This window comes from Psychrobacter sp. KCTC 72983 (genome assembly GCF_014280455.1).
GTDB lineage: Bacteria > Pseudomonadota > Gammaproteobacteria > Pseudomonadales > Moraxellaceae > Psychrobacter > Psychrobacter pacificensis.
Genome location: NZ_CP060390.1, coordinates 2,540,783 through 2,554,932, shown reverse-complemented (window position 1 = coordinate 2,554,932; position 14,150 = coordinate 2,540,783). Strand labels below are relative to the sequence as shown.

Below are 14,150 nucleotides of genomic sequence, written 5' to 3'. Positions count from 1 at the left end.
TATACTAAAACCGGCCAATGCACATCATGCATGGGCGGTTTTTTGATTTATTGCGATTGGGCCGCTGATATCGGTTCAATAAGAAGAGGCTTTTATGCAAATTTATCTTGTGGGTGGTGCGGTTCGAGATCAACTATTACAACAACCTGTCAAAGATAAAGACTTCGTCGTCGTTGGTGCAACTGTCTCAGAGATGCTTGATGCAGGGTTTCAACAAGTAGGTGCGGACTTCCCTGTGTTTTTGCACCCCACCACTCATGAAGAGTATGCCCTTGCACGTACAGAGCGCAAGCAAGGCTCAGGATATAAAGGCTTTAGCGTACATGCCAGTCCTAATGTTAGTTTAAAAGAGGATTTGCAGCGCCGTGATCTGACCATCAATGCCATGGCTATCGAGGTTGTGAGTCTCACCGATGATACCCCTGTCAGTGGCGATGTCATTGACTATTACGGAGGATTACAAGATTTAGAGAGTCACATACTGCGCCATGTGTCTGGCGCTTTTAGCGAAGACCCATTACGAGTGCTGAGGACGGCTCGATTTTACGGGCGTTATTATGATTTGGGTTTTACCATTGCGGAAGACACCTTGACCCTAATGCGTCAACTGGTCAACTCAGGAGAGCTTGCTCATTTGAGTGCAGAACGTATCTGGCAAGAGTCGAGCCGTGCAACGATGCAACTATCACCGCAAGTATACTGGCAGCAATTGTTTGATATTGGTGCGCTTACAGAGTATTTTGCCCCATTGGATGATGCTTGGGAGGACACTCATATACGAGAGCCGGTTCAGACAGCATTATATTTTGCAGGCCAAATGCGCCTAAACTTGCCACAGCGTTGGGCACTGTTAATGGTCAGCCTGACCCCGTCACTATTTCATAGTGAAAACGCGGAGTCTAACTCTCACCTATCAACGGCTATAAAAAATATCAATGATATCGGTAATAAAGCTAAAGTACCCAAAGCGCATACGCAGTTCGCTACCCTATTCGCTCAGCAAGCCGAAACGCTGAGCATGATAAACAGTCTGAGCGCTGCCAAAAAGATTGACCTTATACAAGCTTGTGGTGCTCATAAAGAGCCAGATAAGCTGTCACAGCTCCTTGTATGCAGTCACGTCTTACAGCTGGCAACACAGCACCGTCAGATGATGCTAGCATTAAATAGCTTTCATGCAATCGGTATGACAGATATTGCGCCAGATCTCAATGGGCCAGCCATCGGGGCAGCATTACGTCAAAGCAGAATTGAACACTTACAAGCGCATGACGCCTATTAAAAAGCATTTTAAAAAACATTGTCACTATGAACCAAGAACCTAACACTCTGCTATCAAAGAATACTGACACCCAACCTCCGGTGATGCTGGTAACCGGTAGCGCTAAGCGCATCGGTGCGGCAATTATCAGAGCAGCGCACACTCAAGGCTACCGTGTCATTATCCATTGTCATCGTAGCGAAAAAGAAGCTAATAGCTTAGCTGACCAACTTAACAAAAGCCGTGCTAATAGCGCAGTGGTTATTGTTGCGGATTTGGCAGTAGTCAATCATGGTGCAGCGTTAGAGGATTTTGTTAAAAATATCATAGAAGCCTTTGGACAGCTAGATGTACTGGTACACAATGCGTCACGGTTCTACCCAAGCCCGCTTGGTAACATTGATTATACGCAGTGGGATGAATTACTTCTAACCAATGCCAAGGCGCCTTTACTATTGAGCCAAGCGCTAGTGCCCTACCTCAAACATCAGCAAGGCTGTATTATCAGCTTATTGGATATTCACGCGCATGATAGACCGTTTAACAATTATACGGTCTATAACATGGCAAAAGCTGCGCATCGAATGATGGTTCAGTCGCTAGCGTTAGAGCTGGCACCAGACATACGCGTCAATGGTGTTGCACCTGGCGTCAATATCTTACCCGACCCCAATGGCGACCAAGCCATGGATGAAGTACAACAAACCAATATTATCGATTCAATCCCTATGCAAAGAATCGGCAAACCTGAGGAGATTGCTCATAGTGTACTGTACTTGGTACAGGCGCATTATGTCACAGGTGAAATTATCACAATCGATGGGGGGCGTAGCCTGACTTTGGCTGGTAGTGGCTTTTAATCCGCTTTTAAACCGATTAAAAATTTATTGGTTACTTGTTATCTTTTACTTGAAAAATTCAAAAAATCAGGTATCATTGTGCGTCTAACGTTAGGGCCCATAGCTCAGTTGGTTAGAGCAGAGGACTCATAATCCTTTGGTCGTAGGTTCAAGTCCTACTGGGCCCACCAAATTCAAACCCTTACAGTCATTGACTTGTAAGGGTTTTTTATTGTCTAAAATTTATGTAAATGTACGGATGTAATTAATTTTTTGATACTATCTTGATACTTTGACCCTTGTAGTAATTAAAGTATGATGACTACTAACACTATGGTTATGTACTGCTGCATGGGTGATATATGAAAGTTAAACTTACCAAAAAACTTATTGATTCAATAGACTATACCGCTAAAGGTACTGAAATCTATATGGACGATGTACTAACTGGATTTGCGCTACGTGTAGGTAAGCAGTCTAAACGCTATACATTGCATAAGCGCATTAACGGAAATCTGTATAGAGACGAAGTAGAAGAAACGCATCTAATTACGCTAACCGAAGCACGTGAAAAAGCCAGCATAATGATGGCTAACATCAAAAAAGGCATGCATGTTTATGACGGGCTTCATGAGAACCTAGAAGATCCGAAGGATAAGACCAATAATGTACCAACACTGAGAGATGCATATACCTACTTTAAATTAATGAAGACTGGTTTAGCTGAAGGCACTATTACCACTTATGACCGTCAAATACTAAATAAGCTGAAAGACTGGCTAAATATCTCTCTAAATGATATTACTAAGTCAATGATAAGTGATAAACATAAGGAGATAAGCAAGCATAGCGAAGCTCAGGCTAATGCAACTATGAGAGCTCTGAGATCAGTTTGGAATTATTGCCGTGATAGCTTTTTAGATGATGACGAAGACTTTTTAATCAAAGAGCAACCTATACGCATACTTAACGCCAAGAAAGATTGGAATAGAGTTAAGCCACGTACCAAACATATCGAAGAAGAATATTTAGGTACGTACATCAAAACGCTTTTAAGTTATGTTGATAGAAGCTCACATATGCAAGCGCCTCATAGCAATAATGCACGAGATATCATGCTACTTTTTATGTTTACTGGTGTGCGTTTAAACGAAGCCCAGTCTTTAAAGTGGTCTGACATTGACCTTAAAGCGGGCAGGATAATATTCAAAGATACCAAAAACGGTTCTGATTATCATATGCCTACTAGTAATATTCTACAGGCTCTACTTGAAGAGAGGTGGAGAATGAGTTCTGGTAAGCAATGGGTATTCCCAAGTGACTTGCAAGCTAGTGATGACCATATAAAAGATTTAAGTGGTAGTTATAAGGCCATAGGTAATCAAGCAAACCTATATATTACACCACATGATCTGCGTCGTACTTTTGGAACGGTAGCCAATAGCTTAAATATCAGCTATCCAGTCCTTAAACGATTGCTCAATCATCGTGAAGCTAAATCAAGCGATGATGTTACCTTACAGTATGTGCAGGTGTCACAGCGGCAACTAAGAGACGCTTTAAACTCAATAGAAGCTTTTTATTGTAAGCATGCTGGCATGACGCAAGATGAAATCATCATTAAATATTACTAATTTAATAAGACCTTAAGAAGATCGCTATAAAAATATCATCAGCTGATTTAGTAAGAACAAGCCGTGATGGCGACCAGTCCCATTACCTATACTCATTTATAATAGCTCTATTACTGTCGTTTGCAAGAGTTTAATCAACGCAATTAGCGCTTCTCTGTGATGGGTTTTACTACTACTCTATTTTATAAGCAGTATACTTCTTAGTATGATAAATTGGACTGTCATAGCAGTGAGAGCAGTCATTGTTTGATCATGCTTTACGTTCAGTTTCGGGTACGCTGTGTTTGACTAAATATAATGATAAATATTTAACTATTTACGAGTAGCCATTATGAGTATTAAAAGCTTACCCGACTATCCATTACTAAAAAAGCTCGCCGAAGCTCTTTGGCGAAATGAAACGTCATATCAAGGCGCTGCTATTATGGTGGGCTCTGGTTTTAGTAGAAGCGCTGCTAGTAGTGGTGATATAAATAGTAAGTTACCTTTGTGGAATGACCTTCTAAAGGTACTATCAAAAGATTTAGGATCCGATCCATGGGGCGATCCTCTACGAATCGCTGAGGAATATAGTTCTTACTTCGGCAAACAAGCATTGAAGGATGTAATAGAGCAAACTGTTAATGACCCTGCATGGATACCAGGCGATTTATACGGCTCATTGTTAAAGCTGCCTTGGACAGAAGTGCTTACAACTAATTGGGATACGCTGTTAGAGCGGGCAGCATCTGATATCTATAAACCCATCTACAGTATTGTCAATAAACCTGAAGATCTATCCTCTTCTCGCTCTCCTAGAATCGTAAAATTACATGGCACAGTACAAATTTCTCATAATCTGATATTTACCCAAGAAGATTATCGACAATATCCAAAGACTCATGCAGCATTTGTAAACCTAGCTCGTCAAGTATTTATCGAAAATGAGTTTTGCTTACTAGGATTTTCAGGTGATGATCCTAATTTTTTACAGTGGGTTGGATGGGTAAGAGATCATTTAGCAAGTCATGCTCGTCGGATATACTTGGTAGGAGCATTAGACTTAAGTCCAGCTAAGCGCAAATACTTAGAGTCAATCAATGTGGCACCTATTGATTTATCAACTCTAGTTAGACACTTGGACAACCATGATGAAAAACATCGTGAAGTAACAAAGATGTTTCTCGACACTCTTCAGATACTCAAGCCTAAAGATAGCTGGGATTGGCGACCAACTTCGATTACTCGTAAAACTATTCCAGAAAACGAAATAAGTAGAGTCCATAAGGATCATAGCTATGCAGCAACGTTACTAGAGAATCAGCTAGATCAACTTATTAAAGATAGAGAGTCTTATCCAGAATGGTTGGTATGCCCATCTAATGTACGGTGGAGCTTAAAAAATCAAATTACCGATCCTTTTCCTAGCTCTAAAAACTTAGCTGAAATGAAACCTGATTTGCGATCAAAGTTGCTTTACGAGATCGTATGGCGCAACACCATTACCTTTAGCGTCAATACCATACATTTAGCTGAAGAGCTTCTAGAAATTAGTGATCCTTCTCAACCTAGTGGACTAACTAGCAAACAGCAGATTGAAATAGCATTATGGCTTTTTAGAAGTACACGCTGGTTTGATGATAACGATCATAAAAAGATTAATTCAAGAGTAGCTCAGATTTTAAACACAGTTCAACTAAACTCTTTAGAAGTGAAAAATGAAATACACTATCATAAAGCTATCTTAGCTAAAGAAAGCTTTGATTACTCTGATTTAGAAGAATTAGTTGAAGAGATTGAAGCCACAGACCCATCATGGGGCATGAAAAAAGCATCACTTCTAGCCGAGTTGGGAAGGTTTGATGAAGGTGAGTTGCTTTTAAAGGATGCTTTTAAAAATCTTAAACTACAATCTAGAAATGATCCAACCTCAGTTTACGTTTTATCACATTTAGCTTGGGTTAGTTTTCTTCTTCAAGGAGCTGATTTCTTTAACCGTAATGATTTAGAAGTTAAGCCCAATGATTTTGACTATATGGATTCAAATCCTTGGACTTATCTTGAACATATCAGGAAGAGATTATCAGAAGCATTGGATAAACAAGCTAAGAATAATAGTATAGAGCCTTCTTTTGACCCTGGAAGCTATACAGACCATTCTAAATCTCTTTCATTCAGTAATGAGTTACACCCTTTATTACTTGTAGAGGGGTTAACTAACACTGTTGGAGTTCCTATTAGATGGAGAGATGTCAATTTCGTTAAAGATATAGTAGAGAATTTAGCTAAGCTGGAAAGTTTAGAAAATAAAAATCGTTTCATATATGCTATACGAGCATCAACCTCAGATACTACAGATATACTTAAAACAACTCTATCAAGAATTAATATTGCAAAGCTAACAGAGGAGGATTTAGAGTATCTATTAGATCAGACATATAAAGGTTGTATTTATTGGCTAGAAAAAATTATTCAAACTAGCAATAAGTCTGTACATTATTATTTTAGTAGATTACAAGTTTTTATGGAGGCTTTAGCTAGGTTCGTTATACGGGCGAAGCCAGACAAGGCTATAGAAGTGTTTAAATGGGGCTGCAGTATTGCAATCATAGATGGAATAAGGCATTTCTTGCTGTCCAAACCTTATAGTCATCTCATAGAATACAGCTTACTAGCTATATCAGATAATCGAAAATCAGAGATATTTGAAGACGCCCTCATATTTCCTTTAGCTACCGAAGTGAATATTGATAATGATTTTGGTCAGAGATGGCCAAACCCTGTTGTAAAATTACCTCCCGTAAGAAATGATAGTCTTAAAATCAGTTCACGTTTAGATGAAATCATAAACCATATTTCTCCGAACAATGAGGACAGCGTCCATGCTTTAATAAAGCTATTTCCTTTGATTGAAAATAACTATTTGAATGCTAACGAGTTAGAATCTATAAAATGGAAAATATGGGGAAATCCACCCAACTACAATTCCATTCCTAAACTAGGTATTTTAGACCATGCTTTGTTAGGACTGTCTGGCGATGATAGTCAAGCGTTGGCTTTAGTTGTTAGAAAACATCTTTTTGAAAGTAATGATTTAATTAATATCCATACGCTTATAGAGATTAAAAATCTTGTTTTGAATGAAAAACACAGAGAACTGCCTACGAAGAAACAGTCTAACAAGATATTCAATACTTTAACTGCATGGCGGTTCACTGCAGAAGACACTGATGTTCCTGAGTTTTTTATAGATAATACGGAAGAACGTTTGGCCAAAGAAATTGCATACACTTTGAACCATGCTATAACACCTTATTTAGGAAAATCCAATTTAAATGAAGCTAACTTAAATAAGTTACTTGATTTTTACGAGAAGACGGAGACCTTTGAGGTATTATCTTCATTCACATTTTTCTCTAAGAAATTTGATATAGCTTTTGATACTCTTATGAAAGATATACGTGAAGGTTTCTATAAAAAAGACACAAGGAAAGTTGTATCATCAGCAACTGCTTTACTGAACTGGTGTAAATTAGACTTTAACGATGCATTGAAGCCATTAATTTCAAAGTTAATTTATTCAATAAATTTGAATCGCACTAGTGGACTTACCTCATTGATATATATAGCTAATGAGCTCTACTCTCTAGCATATTTAAGTAACGAAAATATCTCAACACTAATTGAAGTCATTCCAATAATTTTTGATGGTAGTGCCTACGAAAATGTAAATCCAGCCAGCCATTTAGCGATTAACATTACTTCAGTTAGAACTGAAAGTATTAAACTTGCTCGAAATCTACTAAAAAACTATCCAGATAGTGAATTAAAAAGGATTATCGATGAAGCCAAAACAGACCCTCTACCAGAAGTAAGATTCGCATAAATGAAAAATAGAAATACTTCACAGTCTCCAGAGCTTGCCGGTGGTGATGGCTTTATCTATGAAGGTCATGTCATGGCCTTTTATTTAACTGCATTGTTAGCTGAAGCGAGTGCACCTGGCTGTAATGGTACGGTAGTAAATGTAGCTAGCCAGCAAAGAGACTTCGGCTATCCTTTAGATGACGTCATAATAAAGTGGATAGACGCATCAGATCGAATTGGAACAACTAGCTTGCAGGTCAAACGCGACCTGACGATTAGCTCTGCTGACACTAATAAGAATTTTAGAGATGTAATACGTGATAGTTTAACTAGTTATCAAGATGCTAGTTTTAATAATGGTGTAGATAAGTACGGAGTGGCAGTTAGTGAAATATCCTCTGCTAAATTTCGTGATCTAGGGTTTCTCTGCCAAATAGCTGTTGAAAGTGGTGATATTGAACACTTTGAGCAACGGTTTAGTCCTAATGGGAACGCTAGTGCGGATATTAAAGTTGTTAGAGAAGCCATATACCAGCTATTGGATGAGTTATCTGCTACTCAGTTGATACCTGCTGAAAAACATGATTTTCTAAAACACTTTATTATTGTGAGGTTTGACTTTCTACATGACGGTGAAGTTGACGCTCATGTAGGAACACGATACATTCAATCGCAATTACCGAATAATAGTAATATATCACCTGTATTGGTCTGGTCCCATATTTACGAGTTAGGAAGAGAGTCTGCAGGAAAGGCAGGTCAGTTTGATAGGGTTCGTTTAGTCCATGAGTTATGTAAGGTTGTTAAACTCAAAGAAGGTAGAACTTTTGAGGAGCAGATTTCAAAAATAAAAGAGCTTACGAATACTTACTTACATCAAATTCAAAGCGATATTGATGGATATAGTTTAGATAGAAGTGGCTTAAAATTAAAATTTTCTGAAGTGCTTAAAACGTCCCGTTTTATTCAGATAACAGGTATGCCAGGTACTGGTAAGTCTTCTCTGCTACGTAAAGAAATTGAGAGCTATTTAGAGAGCTCGTTTGTGTTGTTTTTAAAATCCGATCAATTGGTCGGTAAAAACTGGGCTCAATACGCTCAAAGCTCTGGGATACCTTCAACTCATAATCTAAAAGATCTATTAGTTGAAATTAAATCAGCAGGCACACCCATCTTGTTTGTTGATGGTATTGACCGTGTTGACAGTCAGAATAGACCAATTATCGATGAGTTAATAAGTTTGATTTTAAATGACTCACTATTAACAGAGTGGAAAATAGTCGTTACCTTACGTGAGACAGGGCTAGAGCCGCTAAGAACATGGCTTGGGTCTGTTCTTAAGCAGGCTTCAATTGGCAACGTCACTGTCAATAAATTAGATGATAATGAAGCAAATATTCTCTCAACACAGTTTCCTAATTTAAGAAGCTTACTTTTTAGTTCTTCTGAAAATGTAAAGCATGTCACTAGAACCCCATTTTTTACAAAAATTCTATCTACGCTAAGTCTATCAGATGATACATCCCCAGATTCTGAACTAGATTTGATACATGAATGGTGGAAACGTGGCGGATATAGTGCGACGAGTCAGAAAGTCATAGATAGACAGAACGCTTTACTAGAATTAGCTGAGCATAAGGTTAAAAATCTTAGTAAATCCGTAAAAAGAAGATCGCTTAATAGTAACTCGGAATTAGATGAGTTAAACAGCGACGGTGTGATTAGAATCGATAGTAAAAAAACTACAGTAGATTTCGCTCATGACATCTTTTTTGAATGGTCATTGTTGTACAATTTACTTGAAGCTGATAATGAATGGCTCAATAAAATTGAAGAGTTCGGTCAACCTCCAGCTATTGCTAGAGTCGTTGAGTTATTGTCTCAGCAGAAACTTGAAGGCGATGAATGGTCTAATGATATAAACAACCCTAAATTTAATGAGCTTCGCTCTCAATGGATGCGTGCGTGGTTGTTGGGAGCCGTCAGCCATCCAAATACAGCACAATACAGTGGTCAATTTAGAGGCAAACTGGCTGAAAACGACTATGATCTCTATGAGAAGTTATTGGTTTGGTTTCAAGCAGAAAAGACACAGCCAAACCCGCTGATACTTGCTACTTCCAAAGATATAAAAGTTGCTACCTCTCTTGCGTGGCCGACTGATTTGGTAACCCTCCCAAACTTAAGACACCTAATAAATAGAATTAAGCTGCCTGATTGAGTTTCTGTATCGGTGTAAAACCGCCATTGCCCATATTTGGGCGCTTATGATTATAATGGTATAACCAGTTTTCTGCTTGTGCGCGTACCTGCTCTAGATTATCAAACAGCTCCTGATTTAACCAATCATATCTCATGGTTCTGTTAAAGCGCTCTACATACGCATTTTGCTGTGGATTGCCAGGTTCAATATAGCTTAAGATGATACCTTGCTGCTCAGCCCAGTCTTTGAGCGCATTGCTGATGTATTCAGGGCCGTTATCGCATCTTATCTGCACAGGTTTGCCTCGGTACTCAATAAGCTGATTAAGACTGCGTATGACCCTCCCGGCCGGTAGCGAGAAGTCGACTTCAACGGTGAGTGCCTCACGGTTGTAATCATCAATGACATTGAACAGTCTAAAGCCGCGGCCATCAGTTAAGCTGTCGTGCATAAAGTCCATGCTCCAGCTTTGGTTAATCCTATCAGGTACTGCTAATGGTATTGGTTTAGCACGTTTAATGCGACGCTTAGGCTTGATTCTAAGGTTGAGTTCAAGCTCGCAGTAGATGCGATATACCCGCTTATGGTTGTACGGCAGTCCTAGCACATTACGCAAGGTTAAAAAGCACAAGCCAAAGCCCCAGTTCTTGTTCTCATCGGTCAGTTTGATAAGTAAGTCCGCTATTTGCTGGTTCTCATCTGTTGCCACCGACTTGTGATAATAACAGGTGACGCTGATGTTAAAGATACGGCAAGCACGGCGTATGCTAATGCTACGATCTTCAATGTAGTGACAAACCAACGCTTTGCGCCTTTGGGGCGCTACCACTTTTTTGTCATGGCATCCTGTAGAATATCGGACTTAAGACATTCGTCAGCATACATCTTCTTAAGACGTGCATTTTCAACTTCAAGTTCTTTTAAGCGCGCAATTAAAGAGGCATCCATGCCGCCATACTTTGAGCGCCAGTTGTAAAAGGTACTTTGGCTGATGTTATGCTCGCGGCACAGCTCGGTAATAGGGACGCCTTGTTCGGCTTGTTTTAGGATGTTGACGATTTGGTTGTCGCTAAAGCGTGTCTTTTTCATAGAATTCTCCTGCTGGTGTATTTTAGCAGTTACTCTCTATTTGTAAGTGTTCTTATTTATTGGGGGGATTACCATTTAACCCTATGGTTTCAAGTTATTATTTTTATATTAGAAGATACTCCTTCATTGCCAGAAAACATATATCCAAGAGTTGTCGATGTCTTTAAAGTTTTTCAAAACCTAGCAATAAATTTTGAAAACGCTACACAGCCTTCACAGGTTGTTATTGAGTTTTCATCCAAAATATTACAAATAGCTTTAGATTGGCTATCTGAAATCGAAGGGATAAAAGACCATCCTAGTACTCATAACTGGCAATTAGTTAATGACATAACAGGATTTAAAGATGCGCTACGTAATTTGATTATAGTGTCAGCAAATTCTAATCCAACTTTCATTCAAACCTATTTGAATAGGCTACTCGATCTAGATGAAATACCTAATGAGATTTTTAAATACATAATACATCTTTCTGGGTTTATCGCGCAGAAGCATCCCGAATTACTAGTAGAGCTATGTTTGAAAAAATTGTTATGTGAGCTACCGCTCGACAGGTATACGAGAAAATGTGAAGAGAAAAATCGATCTCAAGAATACTGGGCACATTTAAATAGTATTCCAGTAGAAGACAGAACTGCTAAACAAAATAAGTCTCTTCAACTTAGATCATTATCTTTAAGTTCGTTTTCAACTGAGAGAATTAGTGATAGTGATTGGAATGACCTTTCTATTAATACTGACTTTCTTGATTTCTATCCTTCCTCTTCAACTAAAGAACCATTCCACTCGTTATTAAAACATGCTCCCGACTCTGGATTAAGACTAATTACAGCGCTATCAAACCATGCTAACACGGCTTGGCGGCAGCTTCATGAGCTATCTGATGAAAAGCTCACACCAATTCCTATCACATTAGACTTTCCTTGGGGATCTCAAACTTTCTGGGGCAATGAGCAAGAATATATTTGGTCACGCCCATACTGGGTAAATGATACATTGTCATCAGCATTTATGACCCTAGAAAAATGGTGTTTTGAGCAGTTAGAAGCGCATGCGAATCTAGACGAGTTAATTCAAAAAATAACCAAAGATCATGAATCATTAGCCATTCTAAGTGTTGTGTCTGTACTCGCTCTTGAACAACAGTGCATTAGCAAAAGCATACTTCCTTTGGTGACGAATCAAAAAGTGCTTGATTTAGATTACTATCGATATACTCAAGACATACGTGGTTCATCAGACAGGAAAAGCTATAAATTTTGCTTGTCGAATTTACTAAGTGCATTCGTTTTTTCTAAATTTAGTGAGGAGATCAAAAAAAGATTAATTGGACTTGAAAACTTCCTACCATACAATTTTGAAGAACAGATGGATAATGCAGTAGTTACTGAAAAATTAATAGAACGAGCTAAATTTTACGCCGAATATGCAGATGAAGCTACTTATATAGTCCAACCTACTGAAAACGAAAATATAGTCGCTATTTCGCATCATAGCCCTTCTTTAAATAGTAGCAAAAACTTAGAAGAACATAAGCAAAGTGTAAATTTTCTTAATTTCAATAATATAGCCTATTGGGCTCATAAATCTCTTTTACAAGACTCCATCGTAGAAGGATATTCTATTCAATCTGCTCTAGATTTTATAAAGGAACACGATGAGCCTGAGCTTTTTGAAGATGATTGTGAAGGTTGGACTGAGGAGTCTACTCGTACACGCATGAAACAAAATGCTATTGTTGCAGTAGCGACTATGACACTATGGTTTAGAAAAGGTTTGGCAGATGCAGATTTGATGTGGGCTCGTGGCGTTATAAGTAGAGCTGTTTTAATTCCGTTCAACTCTTACGAGTGCAATACTTCAGAAGCAAAGCTTTCCTTTCATCCAAAAATATTTTCTAGTAAAGCACTAGCTTCTGAAATAAGATTTGATCCAGCCGACGATAACGCAAAGCTTCAGCTCTTATGCATTATTGCAAGTCCAGTAAATGAGATATCAATATCGGCTTTAAATGCATGTCTTTCATTGTATGACATTGATAGAAAACTGACCTATTCTGCTATATTTATGGCCGTATCCATGAGTTATAATTATTTGAAATATCGTAATTGTAACTCAGAGGATACAGAGAAAGTAAAGACGGAATTAAAGAGTATAGAATCTGCCTTAGTTGATTACTATGAATCTGATAAACAATTCATTCAATTACCAAATTGTGGAAGCCCATGGGTTGAGTTGGAAGAAGAAAAATATAGACCTTCTTCGAACTATCACTTAAATAAGTCTTTTGACGCTGTAAAGTGGGAAAGATCTGATGAACAATGGGATACTACTTTTTTGAGTCATATCTTAAAGCAGCTACCTATTGAAGATTTACTACAGACAGACTTCAAAGAAGAACTTCTAGGTTTTATAGAGAGTTTAATTAATTGGGCTATTGAACTAACTGAGCCTTCTTGGGCTGAAGAATATGATTTTAAAGGCAGTCGAGGCAGCTTTTATGACTTCATGGACGCTTTAGGTAATATCATAAGCATGATCTGTAGTAAGTTACCTTTTAGTGAAACCTATCATAGATTTGTAGAACCTATACTGGCTCTAAAGACTCAAGAAGGTTGGAAGCTTATAGAGCCATTAATTGGTTACTGTAGTAGCAATCTCTATGATGAATTGATTGTATCAGAAGATATTATAAAAATTTTGCAAAAGTGTTTGGATAGATTCTTACAAATTGAAGAGCTAAACAAAGATAGCTACAGAGTTGGCAGATTCGAACAACTTAAAAATAATACACTAGAAATATTAATGTTTACTCGATTTAGCCAATTTAATGGTGCTAAACGGTTTGCAAATGAAAACTGGTCTGAGATTAATTTGATATTACCAATTATCGATAAGCTTGTGCGTGAAGCAGGTTGGGTAGGCGTTGTTATGCAAAATTTCGTAAAACTATGTGAGAGCGCTAAAAAAGACTATCCTGCTGAACTTTTCGCAGACCAAGTGTTAACCGTCATATCTAAATCTAAGCTTGTAGGCTGGCAAGGTAGCATGCTATATGCCCGTATAGCTGAACTAGTTCAATTTTTTGCAGAAAGAGACAATCCATTGAATTTGCAGACTGGGCAAAAGCTTTTAAGAATTATTGACTGGCTTATTGATCAAGGTGATAGACGTAGTGCATCACTACAGCAAAGCGAATTATTTAGAAGTCTCAAGGTTAATTGATAGGCTATAAATAGCTCTAAACTCAGGAGCTATTTAAAATCTCGAGAGTTTCC

The 14,150-nt window shown here is 38.2% G+C and carries 7 protein-coding genes and 1 tRNA gene; 7 read left to right on the top strand and 1 reads right to left on the bottom strand.

Annotated elements, in window-relative coordinates; genetic code table 11:
• Window positions 1-94 precede the first annotated feature (94 nt).
• The 6 genes from PSBA01_RS10965 (at window position 95) to PSBA01_RS10940 (ending at window position 9,801) form a co-directional block, all read left to right on the top strand.
• Complete coding sequence (locus PSBA01_RS10965; RefSeq protein ID WP_186474348.1) at window positions 95-1,282, top strand: tRNA nucleotidyltransferase; 1,188 nt, start codon at window positions 95-97, stop codon at window positions 1,280-1,282.
• A gap of 26 nt (window positions 1,283-1,308) precedes the next feature.
• The gene (locus tag PSBA01_RS10960) at window positions 1,309-2,121 is read left to right on the top strand and encodes a pteridine reductase (protein WP_186474347.1); all 813 of its coding nucleotides are present in this window, start codon (window positions 1,309-1,311) and stop codon (window positions 2,119-2,121) included.
• Between the two features lie 93 nt (window positions 2,122-2,214).
• A tRNA-Ile gene (locus PSBA01_RS10955) sits at window positions 2,215-2,291 on the top strand.
• Window positions 2,292-2,462: 171 nt separating this feature from the next.
• Window positions 2,463-3,734 (top strand): tyrosine-type recombinase/integrase, encoded by a 1,272-nt coding sequence (locus PSBA01_RS10950; protein WP_186474345.1) that lies wholly within the window; start codon window positions 2,463-2,465, stop codon window positions 3,732-3,734.
• A 331-nt stretch (window positions 3,735-4,065) separates the two neighbouring features.
• Window positions 4,066-7,599, top strand: a complete 3,534-nt coding sequence (locus PSBA01_RS10945) for an SIR2 family NAD-dependent protein deacylase (RefSeq protein WP_186474343.1) — start codon at window positions 4,066-4,068, stop codon at window positions 7,597-7,599.
• Entirely contained in the window at window positions 7,600-9,801 is a 2,202-nt protein-coding gene (locus PSBA01_RS10940; protein WP_186474340.1) for an NACHT domain-containing protein, read from the top strand.
• On the opposite strand, the gene PSBA01_RS10935 is transcribed toward PSBA01_RS10940, so the two are convergent.
• A protein-coding gene (locus tag PSBA01_RS10935) for an IS3 family transposase (RefSeq protein ID WP_186473796.1) occupies window positions 9,785-10,872 on the bottom strand; the annotation gives its coding sequence in 2 pieces (ribosomal slippage) (window positions 9,785-10,620 and window positions 10,620-10,872; 1,089 coding nt in all). The two genes, PSBA01_RS10940 and PSBA01_RS10935, sit on opposite strands and share 17 nt — an antisense overlap.
• Between PSBA01_RS10935 and PSBA01_RS10930 the strand changes: the two genes are divergently transcribed.
• Window positions 10,843-14,097: a hypothetical protein gene (locus tag PSBA01_RS10930; RefSeq protein WP_186474338.1), complete on the top strand. Its 3,255-nt coding sequence runs from the start codon at window positions 10,843-10,845 to the stop codon at window positions 14,095-14,097. The genes PSBA01_RS10935 and PSBA01_RS10930 overlap by 30 nt on opposite strands.
• The last annotated feature ends 53 nt before the right edge of the window (window positions 14,098-14,150 follow it).

Coding starts and splice junctions, on each gene's coding strand:
- PSBA01_RS10960 (WP_186474347.1), top strand. CDS start 1,309: ATGAACCAAGAACCTAACACTCTGCTATCAAAGAATACTGACACCCAA.
- PSBA01_RS10940 (WP_186474340.1), top strand. CDS start 7,600: ATGAAAAATAGAAATACTTCACAGTCTCCAGAGCTTGCCGGTGGTGAT.
- PSBA01_RS10950 (WP_186474345.1), top strand. CDS start 2,463: ATGAAAGTTAAACTTACCAAAAAACTTATTGATTCAATAGACTATACC.
- PSBA01_RS10965 (WP_186474348.1), top strand. CDS start 95: ATGCAAATTTATCTTGTGGGTGGTGCGGTTCGAGATCAACTATTACAA.
- PSBA01_RS10945 (WP_186474343.1), top strand. CDS start 4,066: ATGAGTATTAAAAGCTTACCCGACTATCCATTACTAAAAAAGCTCGCC.